We start from the raw sequence: 25,450 nt of genomic DNA, 5'->3' as shown, positions 1-25,450 counted from the left end.
CCTCTACCCCCTCCGCTGCTCGCAGTCCCTCAGACGAGCAGTTCGGCGAGGAGGGTTTCGACGCGGCCCTTGATGTCGTCGCGGATCGGCCGCACCGACTCGATGCCCTGACCGGCGGGATCGTCGAGCTTCCAGTCTTCGTACCGCTTGCCCGGGAAGAACGGGCAGGCATCGCCGCAGCCCATCGTGATCACCACGTCGGAGTCCTGCACCGCTTCGGTGGTGAGCACCTTGGGCTGTTCGGCGGTGATGTCGATGCTCTCTTCGCGCATCGCCTCGACCGCGACGGGGTTGATCTGGTCGGCGGGCATGGATCCGGCGGAGCGGACCTCGACGCGGTCGCCCGCGAGCTCGCGGAGCCAGCCTGCGGCCATCTGGGAGCGGCCGGCGTTGTGGACGCAGACGAAGAGGACGGAGGGCTTCTGGTCGGTCATGGTTTTCGCATCTTTCAGTCGGTGAGGGTGGCGAGGAGGCCGCGGACGCGGCCCTCGATGTCGTGGCGTATCGCTTCGACCCCCTCGGGCGAGGCCAGCGCAGGGTCGCCCACGGCCCAGTCCTCGTAGCGGACGCCGGGGATGATCGGGCAGACGTCGCCGCAGCCCATGGTGACCACCACGTCGGCCGCGCGTACGGCGTCGTCGGTGAGGGGCTTCGGGAACGCCGTCTCGGCCTCCTGCTCGCCTTCGATCTCGGTGAGCAGGGAGCGCACGTGCGGGTGCACATCCGAGGCAGGGGTGGAGCCCGCGGAGCGCGCGATCACGCGGCCGTCGGCGAGCTGGTTGACGATCGCGGCGGCGAGTTGGGAGCGGCCCGCGTTCTGCACGCACACGAACAACACCCGCGGCACCCCGGCCGAGCGGTCCCGCGTCAGGTCGGTGAGGCGCTGCCGGGCGAACCGTTCGGTCAGCGGGATCATGTGCGCCGTCAGTTTGGCCGAACGGACCAGGCCGGCGTAGGACTCGCGGACGATCGCGATCACGAGTTCTCGGTTCAGCCCGGTCAGCTCGTCGGCGAGCCGCGTCACGCGGGCGTCCATCTGCTGCAGGGCCGCGACCCGTGCTGCGGTGTCCTCGGGCTCGTCCGTTGTGGCCGCGGCGGGGGCGAACGCGTCGAGGAGGGCCGCGACGGCGCGCTGCTTGCCCGGCGCGATGCGGTAGTACACCCAGGTGCCGCGCCGCTCGGACAGCAGCATCCCGGTCTCTTTCAGCACCTTCAGGTGGTGGGAGACGGTCGGCTGGGACACGTCGGCGAGCTCGGCGAGGTCGCATACGCAGGACTCGCCGCGCGGGTCGGTCGCGATCGCGGAGAGCATCCGCAGCCGCAGCGGGTCAGCGAGCGCCTTCAGCGCCCCGGCCACGGTCGTGGCGGCCTCGGTGCCGATGGCGTGCGCCGTGGACGGCGCGCACGCGTCGGCGTCAGAGATGACGGTCGTGTCGGTCATGACGTCCTCGATTCGGTGGCGTAGGGGTCGGTGTGGAACCAGGCCTTCGCGGCCCAGAGCGAGACGTAGACCAGGCCCACGAGCACCGGCACCTCGATGAGCGGGCCGACGACCCCGGCCAAGGCCTGGCCGGATGCCGCGCCGAAGGTGCCGATCGCGACCGCGATCGCGAGCTCGAAGTTGTTGCCCGCCGCAGTGAACGCGAGCGTCGTCGACCGTGCATACCCCAGGCCGAGCCCCTTGCCGAGCAGGATGCCGGCGAACCACATCAGTGCGAAGTAGACCAGCAGCGGCAGCGCGATCCTGGCGACGTCCATCGGGCGCGAGGTGACCTGCTCGCCCTGCAGCGCGAACAGCAGCACGATCGTGAACAGCAGCCCGTACAACGCCCACGGCCCGATCACGGGGAGGAACTTCTCCTCGTACCAGTCGCGCCCCTTGCGCTTCTCGCCGACGAAACGGGACGCGAAGCCCGCGGCGAGCGGAATACCGAGGAACACGAGCACATTCAGCGCGATCTGCCAGACCGAGACATCCAGACCCTGCGCGTCCAGTCCCAGCCAGCCCGGCAGCACGGTCAGGTAGAACCAGCCCAGCACCGAGAACATCACGACCTGGAAGACGGAGTTGATCGCGACCAGCACCGCGGTCGCTTCCCGGTCACCGCACGCGAGGTCGTTCCAGATCACGACCATCGCGATGCAGCGGGCGAGTCCGACGATGATCAGCCCGGTCCGGTACTCCGGCAGGTCCGGCAGGAAGATCCAGGCGAGCGCGAACATGACCGCGGGCCCCACGAGCCAGTTCAGCACGAGCGAGGAGAGGAGCAGCTTCTTGTCCCCGGTGACGGCGGCGACCCTGTCGTAGCGGACCTTCGCGAGCACCGGGTACATCATCACCAGCAGGCCCAGCCCGATGGGGATCGAGATTCCGCCGACCTCCATCGCGGAGAGCGCGTCCGAGAGCGCGGGCACGAAGCGTCCGAGCAGGAGGCCCGCGACCATGGCGAGGCCGATCCAAAGCGGCAGCCACTTGTCGAGAGTGGAGAGCCGCTTCGGGGCGGTGCGGGTCAGGGTGTCGGTCATGCGATCAGCCCCTCGATCTTCGCGACGTAGACGGGTTTCGGGTGCGCTCCGATCAGCACGTCCAATCGTTCCCCGTTCCGGTAGAAGCCGAGGGTCGGGATCGAGGTCACGCCTGCTGCGGTCACGGTCTCGGGGTTCTGGTCGGCGTCGACCTTCACGATCTTCACCCGCCCCGCGTACTCGCCGGCGAGCAGGTCCAGGATCGGAGCGATCGCCTTGCACGGGCCGCACCAGGTCGCCCAAATGTCGACCACGACGGGCAGCTCGGACTCGAGCACCTCCGTCCGGAAGGTGGCGTCGGAGACGGGAGTGACGATGCTCATGCGGAGACCTCCAGAACAGGTGCGGAAACGGTGGTGGGTGCGAGGTTCGACAGGTAGTGCTGGGCGTCCTGTGCGGCCGCACAACCGGTGCCTGCGGCGGTGATCGCCTGCCGGTACGTGTGATCGACGAGATCCCCGGCCGCGAACACCCCGGCCAGGTTCGTCCGCGTCGACGGGTGCGCGACCCGCACGTACCCATCCGCGTCGGTGTCGAGCTGCCCGGTCACGAGCTCGGAACGCGGGTCGTGCCCGATCGCGACGAACACCCCCGTCGCGTCGAGCGTGCGCTCGGCCCGGGTGATCGTGTCGCGCAGCGTGAGCCCGGTGACCTGCTCGCCGCCGAGGATCGCAGCGACCTCGCTGTTCCAGGCGACCTCGATCTTCGGATCGTCCAGCACGCGCTGCGCCATGATCCTCGACGCCCGGAACTCGTCCCGGCGGTGCACCACGGTCACCTTCGATGCGAACCGGGTGAGGAACAGGGCCTCCTCCATTGCCGAGTCCCCGCCGCCGACCACGACGATCCCCTGCTCCCGGAAGAAAAACCCGTCGCAGGTCGCGCACCAGGACACACCGTGCCCCGACAGCCGTTCTTCCTCGGGGAGGCCAAGCTTGCGGTACGCGGAACCCATCGTCAGGATCACCGCCCGCGCCCGATACGTCGCCCCGGCACCGGTCTCGATGGTCTTCACGTCGCCGTCGAGTTCGAGGCGGACCGCGTCGTCGTAGACGATCTCGGCGCCGAACCGCTCGGCCTGTGCCCGCATCGACTCCATCAGCTCCGGGCCCTGCACGCCGTCGACGAAGCCCGGGAAGTTCTCCACCTCGGTCGTCGTCATCAGCGCACCACCCGCGGTCACCGAACCCGCGATCACGACCGGCGCGAGACCAGCACGGGCGGCGTAGACCGCCGCGGTGTACCCCGCAGGACCGGACCCGACGATGAGTAGTTGGACCTCTTGAATAGACATGCATCTATATTGACGCATGTCGAAGCAAGCGGCAAGTCTGCGCAGCGCATCTGGGCGGGTGTTTGCCGAAGATTCATCTCCCGCGGCGCCTACGCACTGTCGGCCATGATGTTCTGTGGTCCCGTGCTGGTGTGGGAGTAGCGAAGTGCGGTCTCGACGCTGATGCCGAAGAGGTCACAGATGCGCCTGACGTCGCCGCCGGTCTGCTCGACTTCGTAGAGAATCCGGTCGGTGCGGAGTGCTTGCGCGGCCACGCCGGCTTTCTTCCAGGGGAAGTTCCGGCTGGGCGGTGAGAGACGGGGTGCGGTCTGGGTGGTGACGAGCATGTAGGGGTTCTTCGTCTCGGGCCAGCGTTTGGCTCGGTGATCGAGCCAGGCGGCCAGGCGGACAAGAACGGGCTTGGCGAGCGGGATGAAGCGGCCATCGGGCATCCGCAGACGTCCGTCGATGATGTCGGTGAGCTTGATGTGCTGCACTTGCGAAGTCATCAGAGCGTGGAAGGCGACGAGGGAGACGGCCAGCGCGATCGCGGGGTCGGGATTGGTGAGCGCGTCGCGGATCGCGGTGGGTTCCATCGGCAGCGGGAGGTTGCGTCTGGGGCCGCGCAGCGGAATCGCTTTCGTCGGGACGGTGAAGACCAGCTTGCGACCGTGCAGGATCGTGAACAGGCTGCGGAAGCCGAGCATCATGGCGTGACGGCGCGAGGGGTCGTCAGGAAGGGCGGCGAGGATGTCTTCGGTGCTGATCCCGGCGAGGCTGGTGCGGCCTTCTTCGACCCAGCGAGTGATCGCGGGGAGGATGCCGTACATCTGGCCCTTGACGGTCATCGTGTCGCGGGGCTGACGGCGCGGCGGAGTCTTGGAACCGTCGACCATGATGTCTCGCCAGAGCTCGAGCTGGGATCGCATCGGCTCGGGCAGTGCGTGGGTCTTGCGTTCGAAGAGCTTGGTGAACGAGGGCACCCGGTCGTCAGTGAGGAGCCCGGCGTCTTCGAGGACTTCGATGGTGGAGCGGATGTTGCTGCCGTCGTCGTAGCGGCGCATCGAGAGGATGTCGGAGGCGCGGAAGCGCAGATTCGCGCCGGGGAACACGAGTTGCAGGACTTTCAGGGTGCGCCTGACCTGGTTGGTCTGGCGCTTGCTCCATGCGTACTCTCGGGCTCGGGCGTAGAGGAAGTGGTCGGTGCGGCTGGTGATGTCGCGCAGCCTGATCTCGTTGGAGCGCTGCCGGAGACGTTCGGGGTCGGGGTCGATATGGAACAGCACCGGTTGGTGGCTGGCCGGTTCCGGCGGCGGGGTGCTGATGACCTTGAGCGCTTCGCGGATGCTCATCGCCATCGGCAGGTGGAGTTCCGCGGGCTGACGGGAGTCGTTCACCGAGGCGAGGAAGAGCTGCTGGCCGTACTTGCGTGCCGTGTCGAGGTCGAGCGGTTCGCCGAGTCTCTGGTGGTAGCGGGCGGTTTCCAGGCAGAGCCGGCAGTAGCCCTGTTCACCGATAGTGACCTCGCGGTGGCAGGAGATGCACTCACCTTGCGGGTAGTGGGTGAACCACCAGCGGCACTTCCAGCACCGCCAGTTGTGCCTGCGGTAGACGCCCCAGGCGAGGCAGTCGCGGCAGGAGCCGATGAAGCCGGGGCTGCCGGGGTGGCAGTGAGCGCAGAGGCCTTGGCTGTAATACTCGGCCGATCCGCACTTGCTACAGGCCGGCGGTGTGAACGGGCCGCCGGGGATGCAGTCGTAGCAGAAGTCGATTCGGGGTGTGAGCCACGCGGCCGGCTTGACCCCGCACGCGGTGCAGGGCAGCGGCGGACTCAGGGGTCCGTTCGGGCCGCGTGCCGGGCTCATAGCGGCGGGGCGGGCCGATCGTTCTTCGGGCCGAACCGGGGCGTGACGATGCTCGTGTTCCCGTTAGCTTCTTCCCGTTCGCGGGCGCCGGGCTTGCGGGCGCGGACCTTCTCGGGTTCGGGTACGAGGAGATCGGTCGGCTCGCAGCCGAGGACATGGCAGATGACGTCGAGGTCGTCCAGCCGGATCGTGGTTGGGGTGCCCGTCCACAGCCCCGACATCTTGCCCTGGCTGATCTCTAGCCCGGCGTCGGCGAGCATCCGCCGTAGCTCCGTCGACTTCCAGATGCCGCGCTCGGCGGCCTGGACTCGCAAGTTCCATTTCATCGCGCGGTCATCCCTTCGAATCGGTCTTCCAGCCGTTGGTTCGCTTGCATCCACGAGTTCTCTACGTGCTCGCCCGGGACGTGGATGTACTGCGTCGTGGTCGAGAGCCACTGATGGCCCAGCAGCTCTTGCAGCGCCTTCAGATCCATACCCGCCAGATACAGAGAAGACGCGCAGTAGTGCCGGAGCACATGCGGCGTCATTCGCCCGTCGGCCCAGGCAGGCAGGAACCGCTCAGTGGCTCGGGCCAGGCCTCGTCGGAGCACGTCATCGCTGGCCCGCCAGGAACGGCCGAGTTCGTGATCGAACCGTTCCGACGGGATCATCGGGGCATCCGGGTTGTCCCAATCGGGTCCGAACCGGTGTCGCACATCGCCGAGCCACCAGTCGATGAGCTTGTCCGCCCCGTTGATCGCGGGCACCAGGCGCTGCTTCGACCCGCGTCCGCGCGAGCCTTTGCCGAACCGGACATGCAGCTTGCCCAGCGCCCCGAGATCGGGCCGCCAATCACGGAGGTCGAGCTTCGTGCCCTCGGTGATGCGCACCCCGACCCTGCGCCAGAGCGACGCAGCGAAGTAGTTCCGGGCAGCGGGCAGGTAGCGTCGCTCGTCTTGAAGTGAGGCCGCCCAGCCGCCGAACAGCCGCTCAATCTCCGCGTCCGAGGGCGGCACCTTGACCTTGCCGAGCGACGACCCGGACTGCCGGTTGTACTCGTCGACGGGCTGCTCGATCACCCACTCGGTGAGCGCATGGATGTCGCCTTGATAGCGGGCGATAGCGAAGTCGTAGAACTGCGCGATCGCGCCCGCCTTGCCGGCTCTGGTCGTGACGGCCAGCCCTGCTCGACGTAGCCCGGCCAGGAAAGCGTCCGCGTCAGAAGGCTTGGCCTGCCAGACCGGGGCGTCGAGATGGTGACGGAACTCAAAGACGACCGCCCTGGACTGCGCGATGTACCCGTCACTGAGTCCAGCGGCAGCCATCGCGAGAGCGTGCTGATCGATGATCTCCTGCTCGAAGTCCGCAGCATCTTCCTCGGACCGCCAACCCCTGGCAGTTCCGATGCTCCGCACCGCGGCGAGCTTCATCGCCCCGCAGCTTCACGAATCGTGACCATGCATCAAGAATACAGCGAATTCGTCAGGATTTTGTGATGGATTGTCGAGAATCGTGACGGCTGTGGAGTCCAGCCTGGGGGCTGGGAAGACGCACCTGGCGGGCATGAAACTCAGTCAAGAAGATGCGGGTCTAGAGACAAACGACACAGTTCAGGGCTCTTGAAGCCCGACTCTGCCTCATCCCGGCAGCCTCCGCCGAGCCGCAGGGCGTGCGAGTGTGCGTTCCCGCAGTCGCAGGTCCCACTCACGACGATCACCTCGGTGTGCGGGGTCGCACCTACCCCTCGATTGACTCACCACGACCGAGGGAGACGCACTGATGGCCACCATCAATGAACTGGCAGCAGACGAGCGCACGGCACGGGTTATCCTCGCTCTCGCGTCCGAACCGGCTGATGCGGTGACGGGGCGAATGCTCCGCACCGTGGGCGCATCCGAGACGGTCGCCCGCGCCACCGCCGACAAGGTGCCGGCGGGACCGGATGGGGACACCTGGCAGCGACACCTCGCGCCCCGCATCGACGCGACCCAGGTCCAGCGGGTGCTCGCGGAGACTGAGCGGCACGAGATGCGGGTGCTGATTCCTGGGGATGCTGAATGGCCGGCCGGGCTCGAGGTTCTCGGCGACCGGGTCCCGGTCGCGCTGTGGACCAAAGGTGACACCGGACTGTTGACCGGACCGGTGTGGGATCGCGTCACCGTCACCGGGGCGCGTGCGTCTACCGGGTATGGTGCGCACGTCGCGTCAGAGCTGGTGCAGTCGGCGGTCGCAGACTCTCGAACGGTGCTTTCCGGTGGCGCGTACGGAACCGATGGTACCGCGCACCGCGCCGCGCTTGGAGCAGGTGGTTCCACGATTGCGGTGCTTGCCGGTGGTCTGGACCGCCCGTATCCCGCGGGGCATACCGATCTGCTCGAACGGGTCGGGAACGACGGGCTGCTGGTGAGCGAGTTGCCGCCGGGTGCGACGCCGACGAAGTGGCGGTTCCTGCAACGTAGCAGGCTCCTCGCCGCCCTCTCCGGCACCGTCATCATCGTGGAGGCCGGATACCGTTCCGGCACGCTCCACACCGCCGCCCGCGCGATCGAACTCGGCCGCCCTGTCGGGGCGATCCCTGGGCCGCTCACGTCCGCGGCATCCACTGGCTGTCACCGGCTGTTGCGTGACGGGCTCGGGTCGATCATCACCGGCTACGACGACGTACGCGAACTGCTGCACGGGGTGCGTGACGGTGCGCACCGTGCGGTGCGGGAGCGTGCAGGGCTCGAGGTCGGTCCACTCGACCGGGACAGTGGCGGGCGGAGCGCGCCGCCTCGGGGGCCGGTGTTGTGAGGGCGGTGGCGCACCTGCTGTGCAGGCGGCCCGTGCCGGGTTGCTGTTCGCAGACCGTCAGGGAGGCATCTCGTGTCAGGATCACTCGCCCATATTCCGCAGCCAGAAGCCGCGCCACCACCGACAAACATTCGGCGATGGCTGTCCGTGCTTCTTGCCCTGTTCCTCCTCGCCGGATCGTTCGCGCTCGGCACGCAACCCGCGCACGCCGCGAGTGAGGGCATCGGCTATTGGTCTGGCGGTGCGTTCCTCGGCGCCTACGACACGGGCGTCGATGGCCGGCAGGCGTACTGTGCGGACCTCCATGCTGACCCTCCCTACGGGAACACGGCGGGGCCGGAACGGATCACGTCGCTGGATTCGCTGTCCCGTCAGCAGCTCGCGGAAATGAACTACGTGCTGGATCGGTGGGGGCAGTCCTCCAACGCGAATGTCACCGCCGCGGTGGCACTGTACGTGTGGTCGGTGGCAAGCCCCGGCATGTACAACTCGCACGGCATGTCCGGCGACGACTATTATGTCGCGATTGCGCCCGCGTCTGAGCGGGGCACGATCCTCGCTCATCTTGCGACGATGCGTCAGCAGGCCACGGTGAACGCGGTCACGGACCCGTCGCTGTCCCTTACGGTGAGTATGGCGGATCAGTACACCGGCACTCTCACCGTCACGGCTCACCCGGCCTCACTCACCGGGAGCGCGGCGCTTACCAGTGCGTTGTTCGCTGACGGTGCCTCGACGCGGAACTTGGCGGTCGGCACACACCCGATCACCGGAATCCCGGCCGATGGGGTGCCGTCATACCGGATCGGGGCATCCATGACCGTGCCCGCCGCCGGGTACGGTGCAGCACTGGATCTCTACGCGACACCCGGGAAGCAGCGCCTCATCGCCGCCGTCGCAGGCTCCTCCACGAGCTTGTCGGCATTAGCGCAGTCTCCGGTGATCGATCTGGACTTCCAGCCGGAGATCACCACCCAGGTCGCCTCCCGCTACGTCGCCGAAGGTGACGCTTTCGTGGATGGGCTGACGGTCACGGTGTCGAAGGGTACGTGGATTCACCTCGATGGTGCACCGATCGAGGTGACCGCGACCGGCACCTTGTATGGGCCGTTCGATGAGCAGCCCGCCGAAGCCGACACCCCACCGGCAGGTGCCCCGGTCGTAGGCACCGAGACTGTGACGCTCACGGGTGCCGGGTCGTACACGTCGCCGGGCACGATCGTCGCGCCGGAGTCGGGGTTTTATACGTGGGTGTGGGCGATCGACAAGGACGCCCACGGTCAGAACGCGAAGTACCTCACCGAGTCGTTCACCGACCGGTTCGGGCAGGTGGCAGAGACCTCGGTGGTGCCGTTCCAGCCCGTCGCAATCTCGGAAGCCGATCAGCGGCTCGCCGTCCCCGGCAACGCCCTCACCGACACCATCACTGTCAGCAGTAGCAACGGTGCGTGGTTGAAGCAGGACGGCGCACACATTCCGGTGGTCTTCGAGGGCACCGTCTACCAAGTCCCCGGCACCCTGCCACCAACCCAGAGCGCGGCGATCGACAGCAACGCTGTGCCGCTGGGCACGATCACGGTCACCGCGGATGGCCCCGGCGTCTACACGTCTCCGCCTGTGGTGGCTCCGTCGGGCGGGTTTGTGACCTGGGTGTGGGAAGTCAAAAAGGCCACACAACCGGAGTGGGTGCGCGACTACCTCGCCGCTGATTGGCAGGACGACTACGGCATCACGGTGGAGACGACCTCGGTCAGGTGGCCGATCACAGTGACCTCGCTGATGCGGGAGTACAACGTGCACCCCGGCGGCCGCGCCTTCGATGTCGTCACCGTGACCGGGTTCCCCGCCAACCACGGCGACTTCACCGGCGACGGCTACTGGAACGCCGACCTCGATGAACTCCGTCACACCGTGTACGGCCCGTTCGCCATGGACACTGAGCTCACGGATGATCTCGACCTCATTACCGCGCCGGTGCTGGCGGAGCTTACGACGCCGGCACGGAACGGGGTTTACAAGCTCGGTTACACCGATGACGACAAGATCGTGCCGACCGAGCCCGGGTTCTACGTGCTCGTGACGACGTTCGAGGGCGACGACCGTGTGCAACCGTTCCAGTCGTCGCCGGCGGATGTGCTGGAACGCTTCTACGTCCCACAGGCGAATACTGAGGTGCCGGTATCGGTGATCACGCAGGCGACACCGGCAGCGCTCGTCGGGGAACCGTTCTCGGACACCGCGCTCGTGCAGGGAACGGCGATTCCCGACGGCGCCTACCTGGTGTTCCGCGCGTACGGGCCGCACCCAGCAGAGGCCGAGCCGGTGTGTGAGACACCGTTCTACGTCAGCGACGAGATCCCCGTCACCCAGGCCGGCATCTACCACTCCGGCACCACCACCGTCTCTGCACCAGGGAACGTGTACTGGATCGAAAGCCTCTATGACGCCGACGGCGATGTGCTCGCCGAAGGCTCTTGCGGGGCGCCGGGTGAGACCACCGTCATCACCGAGCAGCCCGAAGAGCTCGGCGTGAAGACGAACGCGGTCCCGAGTGTGATGCTGGGTGAGCCGGCGCACGATGTCGCGACCGTCACCGGCACCGTCCCTGACGGGGCACGCCTGGTGTTCGAGTCGTACCGGCAGCACACCGATGAGGCGCTGTGCACCGCGGACGAGCTCGTGTTCACCTCCGCGATGATTGACCTCACCGGTCCCGGCGAGTACACCTCAGACGAGGTCGTGCTCGATCAGGTCGGCACGTATTACTGGGTTGAGACCGTCATCGATACCGACGGCCTCATCCTGCACCGTGGCCTGTGCGGTGCACCGGACGAAACCACCACCGTCACCCCCGTGCCCGAGACCCCGGAGGAGCCCGGAACGCCGGGTACCCCGGGCGAACTCGCGCAGACCGGTGGCGGTGGCTGGTGGCCGCTCGGCCTCGCCGGCGGTCTGATCGCCGCGGCGACCGGCGCGGTGCTTCTGTTCGGGCGCCGACTCGCGATCGCCCGCGAACGCGCAGGGTACGTCCGTGAGGAAGACCTGTCGTTCGAGGAGTTCACGGCCCAGTTCGGGGGAGCAAAGGAGGACTAATCACAAGCTGCTGACCTGTCGGCACCCCACCCCAGTGGCGGGTCAGCACGGGAGGGCACGAACCACCCCCGGGTTCGTGCCCTCCCACCTTTCTGCGCCCAGGACGACGCGGGTACACCTGCATGGCGACACCCCTGCACGTTCCGGAGAGGACCCAACCTGTGACGCCGAAGCCCCGCTACCGCCGCACCACCCCCGACACGCAACCCCCGAAGGCGCCGACGCCTGGGAGCAGTGGGCCGGTCAGAGTTCCGGTGGTGGAGTTCGTCATCGACGCGGACGGGGCGATGACCGTCACCGTGGACAGTGTGCCGCATCTGCCGGAACCGTTCGCACCGGGCTGGCGGCGCGAATCCTTCCCCACGATCCTCGACGCTCTCGCTGCCCGATACCGCACGCCCCTGCGGGTTCAGGTTAGGGAAGCGGACGGATCGATGTTCACCGACATCATCACCCCACCACGCGAACGCCCCACACCCAAGCCGTGGGAACCGCCAGCACCGGAGAAGGTTGCGCTGCCGGTGCCGGCGGCCCGGCCCGTGCTGCACCAGGTGGAGGGGGCAGGGTTTGTGCCGGGTGAGGATGTCGCGATCGCGATCATCCACGTCCACTCCGATGCCAGCCCCGACGGCACCGCCCGCGCCCTCCTCACCGCCGAACAGGTCGCCGTCGCCGCCACGGGTGAAGTGATCCTCCTCGGCCGTATCTCTGGCACCCTCACCATCAGCAGGCTGCCATGAGCACACCCAGGCAGGGTGGGCCGCTCGGTGATGAGCTGGCGAACCTCGGCATCATCGCCCTGATCGCTGCCGCTGTCCTGACCGTCATTCTTCGCGCCGCGGGCTCCATTGCCGCGTGGGTCACCGGGATCGGACAGCCGACCGGTGGCATCGACGCAGGCCTCGGTGTGCTTCTGCGCCCTGCTGATCCAGGAAGCGCGCTCGGTGCCGACGGTCTCAACCCCGTCGCTTACTGGCTCGTCGCGGGGCTCCTGATCGTCGCTGTCGGTGCAGCGGGTTTGTGGGTGTGGCGAGCGTTCCTGGAGCACAACCGGCGCACGAAGGTCGACGCGTATCGGATCGTGGGGATCGCGACTCGCACCGACGTCGCCACCGCGGCATCAGCGAAGTCGCTGCTGCGCCGCGGCGGGCAGCTCCGCCCGTCCTTGGCGAAGCCCGAAGCGCAGGACGTGGGCTATCTGCTTGGCGCCTCACGCGGCGTGAGCGTGTGGGCGAGCGTGGAGGACTCGATCCTGCTGATCGGGCCACCCCGTTCCGGCAAAGGTCTGCACGTGGTCATCAACGCGATCCTCGACGCCCCCGGCGCGGTCGTCACCACCTCCACCCGTCCCGATAACCTCACCGCCACGCTCACTGCCCGCAGCACCGACGGGCGGCCGGTCGCGGTGTTTGACCCGCAGCACCTGGCCGAAGGTGTCCCGGCGGGGCTGCGGTGGTCGCCGATCCGTGGGTGTGAGGACCCGTTGACGGCGATGGTCCGCGCCACGGGTCTTGCTGCCGGCACCGGCCTGTCCGCTGGTGGTGTCGAGGGCGGTGACTTCTGGGAAGGGAAAACCCGCACCGCCCTTCAAGCCCTTCTCCACGCCGCAGCGCTCGATCACCGAACCCCAGCCGAACTGTTCCGATGGACCCTCGACCCCGCAGCAGCCTCCGATGCCGTCGCGATCCTCACCGCCAACCCAGAGGCTGCAACCGGGTGGGCAGACTCTTTGCAGGCGATGATCGACTCAGACCCCCGCACCCGGGACTCGATCTGGCAAGGCGTCTCGCTCTCCCTCGCAGCCCTCGCCGACCCCCGAGTGCTCGACGCCGTGAGCCCAGGACCGCACGAGCAGTTCGACCCGGAAGAGTTCTTACGCAAGCGCGGCACCGTCTACCTCCTCGCGACCGGGGCGGGGGCGAACAACAGTGCAGCGCTGGTGTCGGCGTTCGTGGAAGACCTCGTCGAAGCCGCACGCCGCCTCGCCGCACGCTCACCCGCGACCAGACTCGACCCGCCACTGCTCCTCGCCCTCGATGAGATCGGCAACCTCGCCCCGCTCCCATCCCTCCCCACACTGATGGCAGAAGGCGGGGGTACGGGGATCACGACGATGCCCGTGCTGCAATCCCTCGCCCAGGCTAGAGAGAAGTGGTCGGACAACGCCGCGGGCGCGATCTGGGACGCCAGCATTGTGAAGATCATCCTCGGCGGAGCATCCAACAGCCGCGACCTCCAAGACCTCACCACGTTGATCGGAGAGCGAGACGAGATCACCGACTCCACCACGATCGGCGACCACGGCTCCCGCACCGCACAACGCTCCATCCGCCGGGTAGCGATCATGCCGCCCGACGTGATCCGCACCCTCCCATTCGGCACCGGCCTCATCCTCCTCCGCTCAGCACCGCCCATCGTCGCGAAGCTCCGTGCCTGGACGGGGCGCAAGAACGCGGACGAGCTACAGACGCAGCGCCGTGATGTGGAAAAGCTGCTGCAACACGACACCCCTGCACAGAGCGGCAAGCAGGGGGCCGTGGGCGCACCTGAGTGACAGAGCACCCCAAGCCGTGGGGTCCCGAACATCACCAGGAGAGTCCAATGACCATCCACACACAAGAGTCCCTGTCCGGGTTCATCGCTTCCGAACCCCACCTGTCGTTCACCGAGAAAGGTGACGCACGGCTGTTCGTGAAGATCGGGCAGGAGCACTACCGTCGCGAAGACGACGGATCATTCACGCAGACCGAGACCACCTTCCACGACCTCGTCGCGTTCCGGAAGACCGCCGAACGCGCCCACCAACGATTCGCGAAAGGCGACAAGTTCGTCGCCGAAGGTTACACCCACCACTACGACCGCACCGACGACAACGGGCAGACCGTCATGGCCGAGGAATTCGTCGCAAAGAAAATCGGACACGACCTCGCCCGCACCCGCTACACCGTCGACCGGCCCCGACGCACCCCGGAGTCCGACTCACTGGATGCCGGGCTCGAAGACGCGGCGTTGTCTCCTGGCACGCCGCGCCGCACCTCTGCTGCTGCCGCGATCGGGAGGTGAGGACGGATCATGGCCGATGAACTGCCCGACACCAGTGAAGTCGATGCAGGTGAGGTGGCGGAGGACGAGTTCGATGAAAGCTACGACCCCGACACCGACACCCCCGGCACCCAGGGCGAGGATGAGTCGGGGCCTCCGGGGCCGGTGAACTGGAACCTCCTCACCGCCGACGCCGCAGAAGAAGAATGGCTCGCGCTGAACGAATGGGTGCATTGGCTCCGACACACCTACGGCCTCCCGGTCGCGGTGATCCCTCCGTTCTGGCACCGCCACCCGGAGCTGGTGTGGGAGCTGTCCGCGCTGCACATCCACTGGCTATGCGCGATCCACCCCGAAGCCAAAGGCTCCGCGATGCTCGTCTGGCACCGCGACTTCACCGAAGCCCAAGAACGCCTCCGACACTGGACCGCCGCCTGCGGCACACGGCTGAACACCGACCGCCCGACACGTCGCATTGCCTGGCCCGGCGAACCTGACCCCGATCCCGTCGAAGACATCCGAATCCCGAACCGTGAGGAAGACTTCGTGGAGCACATGCACGCCGATGTTGAATCGCGTCGCCATACCGAGGATCAGTTCATCGCAGGTCTCGTGCTGAGTACCGGAGAAGTGCCGTGAGCACGCACGAGTGGCGGCACGGTGAGGATCGATGCTTCAACCCGAACCTCCACGCGGCAGAGGTCATCGACCATGCAAACCAGTAGGCGCCAGATGTTGTTCGAGGATCTGTGCGGCTCGCGGGTCAACCATCCCGTCGGGTTCAATGTAGTGCACGCGAGTGACCTCCTCCGAGCTGTGCCCGAGCGTCTCCGATGCAAGCCTGATGCCGGCTTCACGGTGAATTGTCGTTGCGACCGTTCGTCGAAAAGCATGTGGAGTGACGCCCATGATTCCAGCTTCCTCAAGAATCTTCCGTAGCCGAGTGCGGACATTGTTCGTGCTGAACGGCGTCCCATTCCTGGTGCGGAATATGAGCACCTCACCCGCCGGGGTTCCTTTCGCTTCCAGATGCTGCCGCAGGCACGCCACCGCGAACGCAGGCAGTGGGATTCGCCGATGCGAGGAGTCTGTCTTGGGGAACTCTTGTCGCTTGGGTCCTTGACCTTTGAAGTGCACGATCGTGCCGGTGATCTCCACGCTGGGTGTCTGCGCATCCAGGTCGAGATCGCACGCACGAATTGCAAGGACCTCCCCGATCCTCGCGGACGTGCCCAGCATCGTCTCAATGATGACTTCCAGTTGACCGTCTGGTTTCGGTCCCATCCGCTTCGGTCCACGTCGCCAGTTCGCGACCGCACGACGGATCGCGTCGACCTGCTCGATCGTGAGCGCCAACGGCCGCACCTTAGGCTTGTGAAGGCGCCGGGTGGAGAGCACAGGATTGGTGGGGATCGCGTCATACCTGGCGGCAAGACCGAGCATCAGACCGAGCACGACTTTTGCGTGCTTGGCGCGACTGTAGCTGACGGTGGAGGCCCGCTTGAGGAACTGATCGACTCGGCTGACACTAATCTCTCGAAGCGTGAAGTGCTCGAACGCGGCAAAGACGAGAGTGCGCATGTTGCGTTCGTACGTGTCCTTCGTCGACGGCGCCAGACGGGTGTCGGCTTTCATGTCGTCGATCCAGAACTCCACCAATTCAGGGAAGGTGGTATCTCCGGTCAGGACCCCGGAGCCAGCCCGATGATCGCCACGCTTGGAGATGCGTTCTTTCAACAGGGTTGCCGCGGCGGAACGGGTCGCCGCGCTGGCTTCAAGGCGGCGCAGCTTCCCGTCCCAGTCGCGCATGTGTGTTCGGGCAATGAAACTGGCTCCGAATTTCTTGACAGTTATTTCGCCGAAAGTCCCGATCGGGGTACGTGGCCTAGCCATGCTGGCTCACCGCCCATCGGACGACTCGGCCTGCTCTTCGAGCCATCGCTCCACGTCCGCGACGCGGAAGCGCAACTCCCGACCAAAGCGATAGCCGCGGGGTCCGGTGCCAGCGGCCCGCCAGTCGTAGATGCGCTGGACCGGGACGCCGAGGTACTCGGCAAGCTCCTGCAAACTGATAAGGGGTTGAAGGTGTTCGATGGGGTTCTGTCTGGTCATGCCAAACAGGTGTCCCGGACTTCCCACCGCCGTATCCAGATGTCTCGAAACATCCACACAGGCAGGAGCCAAAATGGGCTCTTTTGCCGAGTAAATCGTGAGTTTTTCGTGAGGCAATCAAGTCTTGCTCCCGTGATGATCACGGATACCCTTGATTTTCCCGCATTTTTCGGTGGGGCTACCAGGACTTGAACCTGGGACCTCTTCATTATCAGTGAAGCGCTCTAACCGCCTGAGCTATAGCCCCTTGACCAAGCAATGACTCTACCCGATCCGAGCCGAAAATCGAAATCGAACCCGGATATCGGGCGCGTTGCCCGACCTGTGCGCCGCGAGGCCGCGGCCTAGTTGCTCGTGAAACCGAGCTGGAACCCGCCCAGCACGCGCACGAGCAGGTTGTAGACGAGGGATCCCACAGCGCCCAGCGCGGTGCCGACGATGGTGTTGAGGATCCCCACCACGACGGCGAATCCGAAGACCTGCGGGAAGCCGATGACCTTCATCAGGCTGTTGTCCTCGCCCACGATGTCCATGAACAGCGTGTCCACCTGTGCGAAGACGCCGGTCTGCGTGAGCACCGTGTAGATCAGCACCGTCGAGACGACGCTCACGATCGCGAGGCAGATCGACACCAGGAAGGAGAACTTCACGGCCGACCAGAAGTCGATGTAGACCAGCTTCAGGCGCACCTGCTTCGCAGGCGCCTTCTTCCGGGTCTTCTTTGCCAGCTTGTCGGCGACAGTGTTACTCATTCACGTCTTCCTTGTTGTCAGCGGTTTCGGCGCCCTGGGCCTCGGACTCCTCGTCATCGAGCCCGCGCTCCGAATTTCGCGCGATGCCAATGATACGGTCCCCCTCTGGGAATCGTGCGAAGACCACACCCATGGTGTTGCGCCCCTTCGCCGGCACCTCTGCGACGCTCGATCGCACCACCTTACCGCTCGCCAGCACGGCGAGCACCTCGTCGGTCTCCCCGACGATGAGCGCGCCGACCAGGTCGCCGCGGTTCTCGTCGAGCTTCGCCACCTTGATGCCGTAACCGCCGCGGTTCTGCACGCGGTACTCGTCGACGGCCGTGCGCTTCGCGTAGCCGCCCTCGGTGACCACGAAGACGTACCCCTCGGCACCGTTGATCCGGGAGGCCGACAGCAGCGAGTCGCCCTCGCGGAAGCCCATGCCCCGCACGCCGCTCGTGGACCGGCCCATAGGACGAAGTGCCTGATCAGAGGCGGTGAATCGCACCGACATGCCGTGCCGCGAGACGAGCAGCACGTCGTCCGTCGCCTCGGCGAGGAGCGCCGATACCAGCTCGTCCCCCTCGCGCAGCTTGATCGCGATGATGCCGCCCGTGCGGTTCGTGTCGTACTCCTCGAGCGCGGTCTTCTTGACGAGGCCGTCCCGGGTGGCGAGCACCAGGTACCCGGCGGCGGCGAAGTCGCGCACGTCGAGGATCTGCGTGACCGACTCGTCGGGCGCCAGCGCCAGCAGGTTGGCGAGGTGCTGTCCCTTGGAGTCGCGACCGCCCTCGGGGATCTCATACGTCTTCGCGCGGTAGACGCGACCGGTGTTCGTGAAGAACAGCAGCCAGTGGTGCGTCGTGGTGACGAAGAAGTGCTCGACGATGTCGTCGGCGCGCAGCTGCGCGCCCTTGACGCCCTTGCCGCCGCGGTGCTGCGAGCGGTAGTTGTCGATGCGGGTGCGCTTGACGTATCCGCCGCGCGTCACCGTGACGACCATCTCCTCCTCGGGGATCAGGTCCTCCATCGACATGTCGCCGTCGAAGCCGTGCAGGATCGTGGTGCGCCGCTCGTCGCCGAACTTGTCGACGATCTCGCTCAGCTCGCCGATGACGATGCTGCGCTGCTCGACCGGCGACTCGAGGATGCCCTGGTACTCCTTGATCTGCGCCTCGAGCTTGGCGGCCAGATCGAGGATCTTCTGCCGCTCGAGGGCCGCGAGGCGGCGCAGCTGCAGGCCGAGGATCGCGTCTGCCTGGATCTGGTCCACGCCGAGCAGCGCCATGAGACCCTCGCGCGCCTCGTCGACGGTCGGCGAGCGACGGATCAGCGCGATGACCTCGTCGAGGGCATCGAGGGCCTTCAGGTAGCCGCGCTGGATGTGGGCCTCGGCCTCCGCCTTCTTGAGGCGGTACTCCGTGCGGCGCACGATGACCTCGACCTGGAACTTGGCCCAGGCCGTGATGAAGCCGTCGATCGCGAGCGTGCGCGGCACGCCGTCCACGATCGCGAGCATGTTCGCGCCGAAGTTCTCCTGCAACTGCGTGTGCTTGTACAGGTTGTTGAGCACGACCTTGGCGATCGCGTCGCGCTTCAGTACGATCACGAGGCGCTGGCCGGTGCGCCCGCTGCTCTCGTCGCGGATGTCGGCGATGCCCTGCACCTTGCCGTCCTTGACGAGGTCCGCGATCTTGACCGCGAGGTTGTCGGGGTTGACCTGATACGGCAGCTCGGTCACGACGAGGCAGGTGCGGCCCTGGATCTCCTCGATGTTGACAACCGCACGCATGGTGATCGAGCCGCGGCCGGTGCGGTAGGCGTCGCGGATGCCCTTGGTGCCGAGGATCTGCGCACCGGTCGGGAAGTCGGGGCCGTGCACGCGCTCCATGAGCGCTTCGAGCAGTTCCTCGCGCGTTGCTTCGGGGTGCTCGAGGTGCCAGATCGCGCCCTCGGAGACCTCTCGCAGATTGTGCGGCGGAATGTTGGTGGCCATGCCGACCGCGATGCCGACGGAACCGTTGACGAGGAGGTTCGGGAAGCGACTGGTGAGGACCGTCGGCTCCTGCGTGCGGCCGTCGTAGTTGTCCTGGAAGTCGACCGTGTCCTCGTCGATGTCGCGCACCATCTCCATGGCGAGCGGCGACATCTTGGTCTCCGTGTACCGGTGCGCGGCGGCTCCGTCGTTGCCGGGCGAGCCGAAGTTGCCCTGGCCGAGCGCCAGCGGGTAGCGCAGCGACCACGGCTGCACGAGACGCACGAGGGAGTCGTACACCGCGCTGTCGCCGTGCGGGTGGAACTGGCCCATGACATCGCCGATGACGCGCGTGCACTTGGAGAACGCCTTGTCGGGGCGGTATCCCCCGTCGTACATCGTGTAGATCACGCGGCGGTGCACCGGCTTGAGTCCATCGCGCACGTCGGGCAGCGCGCGCCCGACGATCACGCTCATGGCGTAGTCGAGGTACGAGCGCTGCATCTCGAGCTGCAGATCGACCTGGTCGATCTTGCCGTGGACGGCCTCCTCCTGAGGCTCCGTCGTCTCGTCCTGCACGGTGTCGGGATCCGGATTCTGGTTCTCAGATGTCAAGGAAGCGCACGTCCTTCGCGTTCTGCTGGATGAAGCTGCGGCGGGCCTCCACGTCCTCGCCCATCAGCGTGGCGAAGATCTCATCCGCCGCGGCGGCATCCTCCATGGTGACCTGCAGCAGCGTGCGGGTCTCGGGGTTCATCGTGGTGTCCCACAGCTCCTCGTGGTTCATCTCGCCGAGGCCCTTGTAGCGCTGCACGCCGCTCTCCTTGACGAGCCGGCGTCCGTTCTCCGCACCGGCGCTCAGACGGATGTCTCGCTCCGCGTCGCTGAACACGTACTCGTGTTCGGCGTTGGCCCACTTGATCCGATAGAGCGGGGGCTGAGCCAGGTACACGTAGCCGAGATCGATGAGCGGGCGCATGTAGCGGAACAGGAGCGTGAGCAGCAGGGTGGTGATGTGCTGACCGTCCACATCGGCATCGGCCATGAGCACGATCTTGTGGTACCGGGCCTTCTCGGGGTCGAACTCCTCCCCGATGCCGGCGCCGAACGCCGTGATCATGGCCTGCACCTCGGCGTTGCCCAGGGCTCGGTCGAGGCGGGCCTTCTCCACATTAAGGATCTTGCCCCTGAGCGGGAGAATCGCCTGCGTATGGGGGTTTCGCCCGGTCTTCGCCGATCCGCCCGCGGAGTCGCCCTCGACGATGAAGATCTCGGAGATCGAGGGATCCTTGCTCGTGCAATCGGCGAGCTTGCCCGGCATGCCGCCGGACTCGAGTAGGCCCTTGCGCCGCGCGGTCTCGCGGGCCTTGCGGGCGGCCAGACGCGCGGTCGCCGCCTGGATCGCCTTGCGGATGATGTCCTTCGCCGGGCCGGGATTGCGCTCGAACCAGTCGCCGAGCTGATCCCCCACCACCTTCTGCACGAAGGCCTTGGCCTCGGTGTTCCCGAGCTTCGTCTTGGTCTGGCCTTCGAACTGCGGTTCGCCGAGCTTCACGGAGATCACCGCGGTGAGCCCCTCGCGCACGTCGTCGCCGGAGAGGTTGTCGTCCTTCTCGCGCAGGATGTTCTTCTCGCGCGCGTACCGGTTCACCAGCGTCGTCAGAGCGGCGCGGAATCCCTCTTCGTGGGTGCCGCCCTCATGCGTGTTGATGGTGTTGGCGTAGGTGTGCACGCTCTCGGTGTACGCCGTGGTCCACTGCATCGCGACCTCGGCGGAGATCTTGCGCTCGGTGTCCTCCAGCTCGAACGAGATGATCTCGTCGTTCACCAGCTCGGCGCGCTTCGTCGAGTTGATGTGGTGGACGTAGTCCTCGATCCCCTTTTCGTAGAGGAACTCGTCGTGCGGCGCGGCGGGCGCGACGAGCTCGCCCTCCTGATTCTCAACCGGCTCCTGCGGGCGCAGATCGGTGAGCACGATCTTGAGGCCCTTGTTGAGGAAGGCCATCTGCTGGAACCGCGTGCGCAGCGTCTGGTAGTCGAACTCGATCGTCTCAAAGATCTCCGCGCTGGGCCAGAAGGTGATCGTGGTGCCGGTCTCCTCGCTCGGCTCTCCCTGCGTCAGGGGACCGTCGGGGACGCTGCCGGTAAAGGACATGTTCCACGTGAAACCCTGCCGCTTGACCTCGACCTCGAACCGGCTCGACAGCGCGTTCACGACGGACGAGCCCACACCGTGCAGGCCGCCGGAGACCGCGTACCCGCCGCCGCCGAACTTGCCTCCGGCGTGCAGCACCGTGAGTACGACCTCCACCGTCGACTTGCTCGGGTCGGATGAGTGCGGATCGACCGGGATCCCTCGCCCGTTGTCGATGACGCGCACACCGCCGTCTTCGAGGATCGTGACGTCGATCGTGTCGCAGTAGCCGGCGAGCGCCTCGTCGACGGAGTTGTCGACGATCTCGTAGACGAGATGGTGCAGACCCCGCGGGCCCGTGGACCCGATGTACATGCCAGGCCGCTTGCGTACCGCCTCGAGGCCCTCGAGCACCTGGATCGCACCGGCGCCGTAGTCTTCCGCGGCCGCAGCCTGTTCTGAACTCATGCCTTGAATAATCCTTTTCTGGGCCTCTCAGAGCGTTTTTGCACGCCGGACACGTCCGCACACCAGCTTATCAAGAATCAGCCCCGGAATGCCCCATTGCGGGCTCCCAGCACTCATTTCTCAGCGGGGGACGATCCCCCGCGCAGTCGATGCATCGGATCGAAGCCCACGAGACGCTCCTGCGCGCTGTTCGGCGGGCCGTCTCCGCGGCGTCGCCGCGGCCATGAATCATCTGGGAACACCCGCGGACGCATGCACTCCCATCTCCGGATACCGGCGCGCGACCCCGTCACCATGGTTCTCCTCGATCACCCGTACGTGTCGCGCGGTCCTCTCCCCCGCACCGACCGCGGGCCGTGCCGCCAGCTCGGCGCACCGGGGGCCAGGAACCGCAGGTCGCGGATCTCGGCATCGGGGTAGTCGCGGAGCAGCCTCGTGAGCATCTCGGCGCGCAGCCGCCGCAGCTCAGTAGCCCAGGTGGTGGAGTCGCACTGCACCTGCAGCACACCATTGCTGATCCCGACCACCGTCGTGTGGTCGGCGGTGGCCTCCCCGGCGAACTCCGGCCACTCGGCGATGAGGCGGGCCTGCTCGAGCTCGACGCTCCACCCCATGTCGCTGGCGATCACGCTGAGCACGTCTCCGAGCGCACGCGGATCACGTCCGCCGCCGAACGGGCGGCCCCCCGGCGAGTCAGAGTCCTGCTCCGCGCGCCGCCTCCGGCGATACGTCGACCCGCGCCACACGGCCTTCGCGCGCAGATAGGCCTCGGTGGCGAATCCGTCCTCGCCGACAGGGATCATCGGTCGGTCTCCTCGAGGATCGCGCCGGCTTCGATGCGGACGCGACGCCAGGACACCCCGTCGGGCACATCCTCCTCGACGGCCGCGGTCACGATCACCTGCTCGAAGTCGCTGACCGCGGCCATGAGGCTTTCGCGCCGCCGCGAGTCGAGTTCCGCGAAGACATCGTCGAGAATGATCACCGGATCGCCCGCCGGCGACTCGTCCCGCAGGATCGAGGCGAGCGCCATCTTCAGGGACAGCGCGAAGGACCACGACTCCCCGTGGCTGGCGTACCCCTTGACGGGGAGCCCGTTCAGCGTGAGGACCAGATCATCCCGGTGGGGACCCACGAGCGTGACGCCGCGATCGAGCTCTCGCGATCGCACGGCGGCGAGGGCCTGCCGGAACTGCTCGGCGAGTGTTTCACGTGAAACGGAGGCGAGCGCCTCCGGGGAGCCCGTTTCACGTGAAACATCATCCGGGGCGATCGCGCTGCGCACCGACTCGCTCAGAGTCAGCTCGGGGCCGTGATCCTGCGTCACCAGCCGACGGTACCCCTCCCGCAGCGGACTCCCCAGATCGCGGACCAGCTCGCGGCGCGCGAGCATGATCTGCGTGCCGTACTCAATCAGCTGCTCGTCCCAGATGCCCAGTGTCGCCTCGAGTGCACCGGAGCCTCCGCGCGATGACTTCAGCAGCGACGTACGCTGACGCACCACCCGTTCGTAGTCTGCGAGAGCCCCTGCAGCCACCGGATGCCGGGCCACCAGCGCGTCATCGAGGAAGCGCCGGCGTCCTGAGGGCTCTCCACGAACGATTCCCAGGTCCTCCGGCACGAATGCCACTGCGGCGAACCATCGGGTGACCTCCCGAGGTCGCACCGCGTTGCGGTTGACCTGCGCACGATTGGGCCGATCCCGATTCAACTGCAGTTCGAGCATCACATCTCGATCGGCGGCAGCCACCTTCAGGCGCGCTACGGCGGCATCCGCCCCCGATCGGATCAGAGGCCCGTCGCCGGTCACGCGGTGGGAACGGAGCGTCGCGAAGTAGCCGATCGCCTCGACCAGGTTCGTCTTGCCCTGGCCGTTCCGGCCGACGAGCAGGTTCGGGCCCGGCGCCAGCTCGAGCTCCGCGCTGCGGTAGTTGCGGAAGTCGACGAGCGAGAGATGCGCGACCCGCATCGCTCCCCTCCCCTATCGGAGCAGCAGGTTCGGCTGGAGCAGGTAGCGGAAGCTCTCCTCGTCGGCCTCTTCCTTGCTGCGCTGGCTCGTGATCAGCACCGGCCCGGGCTTGCCCGGATTGTCGGTGCGGGTGAACGCGATCCGCGCGAACTCCGCATGGGTGGAGCGCAGACCGTCGAGCAGGAACTGCGGCTTCAACGAGACCACCATGTCGTCGCCCACCAGGTGCGTGTCGACCGTCTCCACCGCCTGGGCCGACTCGGTGCCCGCCGCCTCCAGCGTCACCGATCCCTCGACGAAGGAGAAGCGGAGGGCGGCTTCGCGCTCGAGCACCAGCCCGACGCGGCCGACGGCCTCCACCAGTTCGCCGGTGTTCACCACGGCATAGTTGTCGACGTTCTCCGGGAAGAGGCGGCCGACCGGCGGGTAGTTGCCCTTGATGAGCAGCGAGGTCACCGTCTTCGATCCGCCGGTGAACGCGATCAGCTCTCGCTCGGCGTCCTTGACGATCGAGACCTGCACCTGGCCGTCACTCGAGAACGTCTTGCCGACCTCGGTCACGATCTTCGACGGCACCAGTGCCGTCAGTTCCTCCTGGCCGCCCTGGTTCTCCCAGTCGATGCTCCGCGTGGCCACGCGATACCGGTCGGTGGCCGTCAGCGTCAGCGAGTTCTCGTTCACCTCGAACTGCACACCGGTGATGACCGGGGTGACGTCGTCCTTCGAAGCGGCCAGGGAGACCTGCGCGATCGCATCGGCGAAGACGTCGGCGGGAACCGACCCCGAGACCGAGTCGATCCGGGGCACCTGGGGATACTCCTCGACGGGCATCGCGGGAAGACTGAACGACGCGGATCCGCATCGCACCTCCACCCGGCTCTCGAGGAGAGACACCTCGACATCGGCGTGGGGCAGACGCTGCGCGATCTCGCTCAGCAGGCGTCCCGATACCAGCGCCCGGCCGGCCTCGGAGATCACCGCGGTGACGCTCGTGCGGGCGGACACCTCGTAGTCGAACGACGACACCGTGAGCTGGTCGCCCTCGGCCTCGATCAGGGCACCGCTGAGCAGCGGCTGGGTGGGACGCTGCGGCAACAGCTTGACGGCGAACGATACGGCTTCGCTGAACACGTCACGGTTGACGGTGAATCGCATCTGGGTTCCCTCCCACGCACACACGTGTGCGCCTGATCTGTCGGTTCACAATCTTTGCATACTCAGCGGCCCGGAGCATCCGCGAACTCCTGTCGGCGTCTGGCAGACGGGGATCGGGCCGAGTGCGGAGTGCGTGATCGAGTGCCCTGAAAAGAGATTGAGGTGTTAACAGTGTTAACAGCTGTGGAAACTGTGGATAACTCCCCCGATCGCAGTATGTCCTAAAGAACTACATCTCTGTGAGGTGTTGGCAGCATCGGAGCGAGTGCTCCCCCGCGGAATGATGCGGAAGTAGCGCCCTCACGATGATTCCACAGGCCGCAGGATCTC

22 protein-coding genes and 1 tRNA gene are annotated in these 25,450 nt (G+C 66.7%); 6 read left to right on the top strand and 17 right to left on the bottom strand.

Annotated elements, in window-relative coordinates:
* Positions 1-29 precede the first annotated feature (29 nt).
* The 8 genes from ACWKZU_RS01180 to ACWKZU_RS01145 all read right to left on the bottom strand — a co-directional run bounded on the left by ACWKZU_RS01180 (position 30) and on the right by ACWKZU_RS01145 (position 7,075).
* Positions 30-434: an arsenate reductase ArsC gene (locus tag ACWKZU_RS01180; RefSeq protein WP_449280562.1), complete on the bottom strand. Its 405-nt coding sequence runs from the start codon at positions 432-434 to the stop codon at positions 30-32.
* Positions 435-448: 14 nt separating this feature from the next.
* On the bottom strand, positions 449-1,441 hold the full coding sequence (locus tag ACWKZU_RS01175; protein WP_449280561.1) for a metalloregulator ArsR/SmtB family transcription factor: 993 nt from the start codon (positions 1,439-1,441) through the stop codon (positions 449-451).
* Positions 1,438-2,526 (bottom strand): ACR3 family arsenite efflux transporter, encoded by a 1,089-nt coding sequence (gene arsB, locus ACWKZU_RS01170; RefSeq protein ID WP_449280560.1) that lies wholly within the window; start codon positions 2,524-2,526, stop codon positions 1,438-1,440. The genes ACWKZU_RS01175 and arsB overlap by 4 nt, the downstream gene beginning before the upstream one ends.
* Complete coding sequence (gene trxA / locus ACWKZU_RS01165; RefSeq protein ID WP_449280559.1) at positions 2,523-2,849, bottom strand: thioredoxin; 327 nt, start codon at positions 2,847-2,849, stop codon at positions 2,523-2,525. Before trxA ends, arsB begins: the two co-directional genes overlap by 4 nt.
* Positions 2,846-3,820 (bottom strand): thioredoxin-disulfide reductase, encoded by a 975-nt coding sequence (gene trxB, locus ACWKZU_RS01160; RefSeq protein ID WP_449280558.1) that lies wholly within the window; start codon positions 3,818-3,820, stop codon positions 2,846-2,848. Before trxB ends, trxA begins: the two co-directional genes overlap by 4 nt.
* A gap of 89 nt (positions 3,821-3,909) precedes the next feature.
* Entirely contained in the window at positions 3,910-5,664 is a 1,755-nt protein-coding gene (locus ACWKZU_RS01155; RefSeq protein ID WP_449280557.1) for a hypothetical protein, read from the bottom strand.
* Positions 5,661-5,978, bottom strand: coding sequence for a helix-turn-helix domain-containing protein (locus tag ACWKZU_RS01150; RefSeq protein ID WP_449280556.1), 318 nt, complete (start codon positions 5,976-5,978; stop codon positions 5,661-5,663). Before ACWKZU_RS01150 ends, ACWKZU_RS01155 begins: the two co-directional genes overlap by 4 nt.
* A gap of 8 nt (positions 5,979-5,986) precedes the next feature.
* Positions 5,987-7,075, bottom strand: a complete 1,089-nt coding sequence (locus tag ACWKZU_RS01145) for a tyrosine-type recombinase/integrase (RefSeq protein ID WP_449280555.1) — start codon at positions 7,073-7,075, stop codon at positions 5,987-5,989.
* 349 nt (positions 7,076-7,424) lie between these two features.
* Between ACWKZU_RS01145 and ACWKZU_RS01140 the strand changes: the two genes are divergently transcribed.
* The 6 genes from ACWKZU_RS01140 (at position 7,425) to ACWKZU_RS01115 (ending at position 15,212) form a co-directional block, all read left to right on the top strand.
* On the top strand, positions 7,425-8,438 hold the full coding sequence (locus ACWKZU_RS01140; RefSeq protein ID WP_449280554.1) for a DNA-processing protein DprA: 1,014 nt from the start codon (positions 7,425-7,427) through the stop codon (positions 8,436-8,438).
* A 72-nt stretch (positions 8,439-8,510) separates the two neighbouring features.
* Positions 8,511-11,531 carry a hypothetical protein gene (locus ACWKZU_RS01135; RefSeq protein ID WP_449280553.1) on the top strand — a complete coding sequence of 1,007 codons (3,021 nt, stop codon included), beginning with the start codon at positions 8,511-8,513 and terminating at the stop codon, positions 11,529-11,531.
* Between the two features lie 257 nt (positions 11,532-11,788).
* Positions 11,789-12,271 (top strand): hypothetical protein, encoded by a 483-nt coding sequence (locus ACWKZU_RS01130; RefSeq protein ID WP_449280552.1) that lies wholly within the window; start codon positions 11,789-11,791, stop codon positions 12,269-12,271.
* Positions 12,268-14,085 carry a type IV secretory system conjugative DNA transfer family protein gene (locus ACWKZU_RS01125; protein WP_449280551.1) on the top strand — a complete coding sequence of 606 codons (1,818 nt, stop codon included), beginning with the start codon at positions 12,268-12,270 and terminating at the stop codon, positions 14,083-14,085. The genes ACWKZU_RS01130 and ACWKZU_RS01125 overlap by 4 nt, the downstream gene beginning before the upstream one ends.
* 47 nt (positions 14,086-14,132) lie before the next feature.
* Complete coding sequence (locus ACWKZU_RS01120; RefSeq protein ID WP_449280550.1) at positions 14,133-14,594, top strand: single-stranded DNA-binding protein; 462 nt, start codon at positions 14,133-14,135, stop codon at positions 14,592-14,594.
* 9 nt (positions 14,595-14,603) lie between these two features.
* On the top strand, positions 14,604-15,212 hold the full coding sequence (locus ACWKZU_RS01115) for a hypothetical protein (protein ID WP_449280549.1): 609 nt from the start codon (positions 14,604-14,606) through the stop codon (positions 15,210-15,212).
* A 63-nt stretch (positions 15,213-15,275) separates the two neighbouring features.
* On the opposite strand, the gene ACWKZU_RS01110 is transcribed toward ACWKZU_RS01115, so the two are convergent.
* The 9 genes from ACWKZU_RS01110 to dnaN all read right to left on the bottom strand — a co-directional run bounded on the left by ACWKZU_RS01110 (position 15,276) and on the right by dnaN (position 25,120).
* Positions 15,276-16,382 carry a tyrosine-type recombinase/integrase gene (locus tag ACWKZU_RS01110; RefSeq protein ID WP_449280548.1) on the bottom strand — a complete coding sequence of 369 codons (1,107 nt, stop codon included), beginning with the start codon at positions 16,380-16,382 and terminating at the stop codon, positions 15,276-15,278.
* Positions 16,383-16,472: 90 nt separating this feature from the next.
* Positions 16,473-16,685: a helix-turn-helix transcriptional regulator gene (locus ACWKZU_RS01105; RefSeq protein ID WP_449280547.1), complete on the bottom strand. Its 213-nt coding sequence runs from the start codon at positions 16,683-16,685 to the stop codon at positions 16,473-16,475.
* Between the two features lie 173 nt (positions 16,686-16,858).
* Positions 16,859-16,932, bottom strand: a tRNA-Ile gene (locus ACWKZU_RS01100).
* A 97-nt stretch (positions 16,933-17,029) separates the two neighbouring features.
* A complete protein-coding gene (locus ACWKZU_RS01095; RefSeq protein WP_449280546.1) occupies positions 17,030-17,437 on the bottom strand; it encodes a DUF3566 domain-containing protein in 408 nt (135 codons plus the stop codon).
* A complete protein-coding gene (gene gyrA, locus ACWKZU_RS01090; protein WP_449280595.1) occupies positions 17,430-19,973 on the bottom strand; it encodes a DNA gyrase subunit A in 2,544 nt (847 codons plus the stop codon). Before gyrA ends, ACWKZU_RS01095 begins: the two co-directional genes overlap by 8 nt.
* Before the next feature lie 25 nt (positions 19,974-19,998).
* Positions 19,999-21,996, bottom strand: coding sequence for a DNA topoisomerase (ATP-hydrolyzing) subunit B (gene gyrB / locus ACWKZU_RS01085; protein ID WP_449280545.1), 1,998 nt, complete (start codon positions 21,994-21,996; stop codon positions 19,999-20,001).
* 308 nt (positions 21,997-22,304) lie between these two features.
* Positions 22,305-22,799 (bottom strand): DUF721 domain-containing protein, encoded by a 495-nt coding sequence (locus ACWKZU_RS01080; protein WP_449280544.1) that lies wholly within the window; start codon positions 22,797-22,799, stop codon positions 22,305-22,307.
* A complete protein-coding gene (gene recF, locus ACWKZU_RS01075) occupies positions 22,796-23,965 on the bottom strand; it encodes a DNA replication/repair protein RecF (RefSeq protein ID WP_449280543.1) in 1,170 nt (389 codons plus the stop codon). Before recF ends, ACWKZU_RS01080 begins: the two co-directional genes overlap by 4 nt.
* Before the next feature lie 12 nt (positions 23,966-23,977).
* Positions 23,978-25,120, bottom strand: coding sequence for a DNA polymerase III subunit beta (gene dnaN / locus ACWKZU_RS01070; RefSeq protein WP_449280542.1), 1,143 nt, complete (start codon positions 25,118-25,120; stop codon positions 23,978-23,980).
* Positions 25,121-25,450 lie beyond the last annotated feature (330 nt).

This window comes from Leucobacter sp., assembly GCF_053528595.1.
The sequence above is the reverse complement of the archived record's forward strand: the minus strand, read 5'-3'. Positions and strand labels throughout refer to the sequence as shown.

What these genes read in the sequence shown, in the direction of transcription:
- ACWKZU_RS01155 (WP_449280557.1), bottom strand. Translation starts at nt 5,664, where the DNA reads ATGAGCCCGGCACGCGGCCCGAACGGACCCCTGAGTCCGCCGCTGCCC.
- ACWKZU_RS01145 (WP_449280555.1), bottom strand. Translation starts at nt 7,075, where the DNA reads ATGAAGCTCGCCGCGGTGCGGAGCATCGGAACTGCCAGGGGTTGGCGG.
- ACWKZU_RS01120 (WP_449280550.1), top strand. Translation starts at nt 14,133, where the DNA reads ATGACCATCCACACACAAGAGTCCCTGTCCGGGTTCATCGCTTCCGAA.
- ACWKZU_RS01080 (WP_449280544.1), bottom strand. Translation starts at nt 22,799, where the DNA reads ATGATCCCTGTCGGCGAGGACGGATTCGCCACCGAGGCCTATCTGCGC.
- ACWKZU_RS01125 (WP_449280551.1), top strand. Translation starts at nt 12,268, where the DNA reads ATGAGCACACCCAGGCAGGGTGGGCCGCTCGGTGATGAGCTGGCGAAC.
- gyrB (WP_449280545.1), bottom strand. Translation starts at nt 21,996, where the DNA reads ATGAGTTCAGAACAGGCTGCGGCCGCGGAAGACTACGGCGCCGGTGCG.
- ACWKZU_RS01180 (WP_449280562.1), bottom strand. Translation starts at nt 434, where the DNA reads ATGACCGACCAGAAGCCCTCCGTCCTCTTCGTCTGCGTCCACAACGCC.
- ACWKZU_RS01175 (WP_449280561.1), bottom strand. Translation starts at nt 1,441, where the DNA reads ATGACCGACACGACCGTCATCTCTGACGCCGACGCGTGCGCGCCGTCC.
- ACWKZU_RS01105 (WP_449280547.1), bottom strand. Translation starts at nt 16,685, where the DNA reads ATGACCAGACAGAACCCCATCGAACACCTTCAACCCCTTATCAGTTTG.
- ACWKZU_RS01115 (WP_449280549.1), top strand. Translation starts at nt 14,604, where the DNA reads ATGGCCGATGAACTGCCCGACACCAGTGAAGTCGATGCAGGTGAGGTG.
- recF (WP_449280543.1), bottom strand. Translation starts at nt 23,965, where the DNA reads ATGCGGGTCGCGCATCTCTCGCTCGTCGACTTCCGCAACTACCGCAGC.
- dnaN (WP_449280542.1), bottom strand. Translation starts at nt 25,120, where the DNA reads ATGCGATTCACCGTCAACCGTGACGTGTTCAGCGAAGCCGTATCGTTC.
- trxA (WP_449280559.1), bottom strand. Translation starts at nt 2,849, where the DNA reads ATGAGCATCGTCACTCCCGTCTCCGACGCCACCTTCCGGACGGAGGTG.
- trxB (WP_449280558.1), bottom strand. Translation starts at nt 3,820, where the DNA reads ATGTCTATTCAAGAGGTCCAACTACTCATCGTCGGGTCCGGTCCTGCG.
- arsB (WP_449280560.1), bottom strand. Translation starts at nt 2,526, where the DNA reads ATGACCGACACCCTGACCCGCACCGCCCCGAAGCGGCTCTCCACTCTC.
- ACWKZU_RS01110 (WP_449280548.1), bottom strand. Translation starts at nt 16,382, where the DNA reads ATGCGCGACTGGGACGGGAAGCTGCGCCGCCTTGAAGCCAGCGCGGCG.
- ACWKZU_RS01140 (WP_449280554.1), top strand. Translation starts at nt 7,425, where the DNA reads ATGGCCACCATCAATGAACTGGCAGCAGACGAGCGCACGGCACGGGTT.
- ACWKZU_RS01095 (WP_449280546.1), bottom strand. Translation starts at nt 17,437, where the DNA reads ATGAGTAACACTGTCGCCGACAAGCTGGCAAAGAAGACCCGGAAGAAG.